At 74.8% G+C, this 2,343-nt stretch carries 1 protein-coding gene; it reads left to right on the top strand.

The window, feature by feature from the left end:
* The first annotated feature begins 143 nt into the window (after positions 1 to 143).
* Positions 144 to 2,105, top strand: a complete 1,962-nt coding sequence (dnaG, locus tag FOE67_RS23015; protein ID WP_182666760.1) for a DNA primase — start codon at positions 144 to 146, stop codon at positions 2,103 to 2,105.
* Positions 2,106 to 2,343: the final 238 nt, after the last annotated feature.

The following is a 2,343-nucleotide window of genomic DNA, read 5'->3' on the forward strand; positions in this document are numbered from 1 at the left end:
GCCCTCCGCCCCCTCGGGGACTTTCCGTCACCGCCATACCGTTCCCGCCCCGGGGGCGCGACCATGCGTGCCGGGCGCCCCGGGTTCCCCCTCCCCGGCCGGGCGCCGGCCGGACCGTCGGTGCCCCGCCGTACACTGAGCGGGTGGCGGGAAGGATCAACGACGAGGACGTGAGAGCGGTTCGGGAGGCGGTCCCGATCGACGCCGTCGTCGCCGATTACCTGCAGCTCCGCCCCGCCGGCGGGGGCAACCTCAAGGGGCTGTGCCCCTTCCACGACGAGAAGTCGCCCTCCTTCCACGTGAGTCCGGGCAAGGGGCTCTACCACTGCTTCGGCTGCCAGGAGGGCGGGGACACCCTCGACTTCGTGATGAAGCTGGAGCACCTCTCCTTCGCCGAGGCGGTCGAGCGGCTGGCCGCGCAGGCCGGCATCACCCTCCGCTACGAACAGGGCGGTTACGGGCGGGCCAGCCAGGCGGGGGAGCGCACCCGGCTGGTCGAGGCGCACCGCGAGGCCGCCCGGTACTACGTCGAACAACTGGACTCCCCCGAGGCGGCGCCGGCCCGGGCCTTCCTGGAGGAGCGCGGCTTCGGCGGGGACGCCGCCGAGCGCTTCGGCGTCGGCTACTCCCCGGCCGGCTGGGACCACGCGGTGCGGTTCCTGCGCGGTCGCGGCTTCACCGACCGCGAGTTGCTGCTCTCCGGCATCGCCCAGGACGGGCGGCGCGGCCCCATCGACCGGTTCCGGGGCCGGCTGATGTGGCCGATCCGCGACATCGCCGGCGAGGTGATCGGGTTCGGTGCCCGACGCCTGCGGGAGGACGACAACGGCCCGAAGTACCTCAACACCCCCGAGACCCCCGTCTACCGCAAGTCGCAGGTGCTGTACGGGATCGACCTGGCCAAGAAGGACATCGCGAAGGGCAACCGGGCGGTGGTGGTCGAGGGCTACACCGACGTGATGGCCTGTCACCTGGCGGGGGAGACCACCGCCATCGCCACCTGCGGCACCGCCTTCGGCGAGGGGCACATCAAGATCCTGCGGCGCCTGCTGATGGACAACTCCCGCTCCGAGGTGGTCTTCACCTTCGACGGGGACGCGGCCGGCCAGAAGGCGGCGCTGCGGGCCTTCGAGGACGACCAGAAGTTCGCCGCGAAGACCTGGATCGCCGTCACCCCCGACGGCATGGACCCGTGCGACCTGCGGCTCCACCGGGGTGACGAGGCGGTGCGGGAGCTGGTCGAGGGCCGTACCCCGCTGTTCTCCTTCGCGCTGAACCACATCGTGGACGGACACAACCTGGAGACCGCCGAGGGGCGTTCGGCCGCGTTGGAGCAGGCCGCCCCGGTGGTCGCGATGATCAAGGACCCCGCCATCCGGCACGAGTACGCGGTGCGGTTGGCCGGCCTGGTGGGCATCTCCGACCACCGCTTCGTGCTGCGCCGGGTCGGTCACCTGGTCCACCGCCGCCGACCCGGGCGGCCGGGCGCCGACGGCGCGGGGGGCCCCGGCGGCCGGTCGGGCCCTCCCGGCCGGGCCGGTCGGGCCGGCGACGGTGGACCAGGTCGGTTCGCGGAGAACGGGTCGGGCACGGTCGAGGCCCCCCGCCGGGCCGGTCCGCCCCTGCACCTGCGCAGCCCCGCCCACCGGGTCGAGCGCGAACTCCTCAAGCTCGCGCTGCAGTTCCCCGCCCTGGTCTCGCCCGCCTTCGACGCCTACGGGGAGGACGAGTTCACCGCACCGCCCTACGCGGTGGTGCGGCGGGCGATCGCGGAGGCCGGGGGGGTGGAACCGGGCACGACCGACCCCGGGTACATCGGCCGGGTGCGGGCCGCCGCCCCCGACGACACCGTCCGCTCCCTGGTGACCGAGCTGGCGGTGGAGCCCCTGCACACCCCGCGCGACCCCGACGAGGTGTACGCGGGCGAACAGTTGGTCCGGGTCCGCCTGGCCGCGGTGGACCGCCGCGTCCTGGACCTGGACGGCGCCGCCCTGCGCGCCGAGTCGCGCGGGGCCGGCGACGAGGCGACGGCGCTGCGCCGGGAGCTGTGGGTGCTCCAGCAGTACGGCCGCGCCCTGCGCGAGCGGGGCGCCGCGGCGCTCTGAACGGCGCCTTCCCGCCGGGCCCGGCACTCCTCGGGGGCGCCGGGCGACCCCCTCGCCCGGCACCCCGTGCCGCACCTCCGTACGGAAAAGGGACGCACACCCCTCGTGGACCGGGTGTGCCTTGGCTCACACTGGTGGCGGCGCCGCACATTCCGGTCGCGAGCACCTGGAGGTTGCTCCGTGCAGACCCAGTCCCTCGCCGGCGCGGTCCCCGCCGCTCCGGCCGACGTTCCCGCCC

This window comes from Streptomyces calidiresistens, from assembly GCF_014141525.1.
Lineage (GTDB): Bacteria > Actinomycetota > Actinomycetes > Streptomycetales > Streptomycetaceae > Streptomyces > Streptomyces calidiresistens.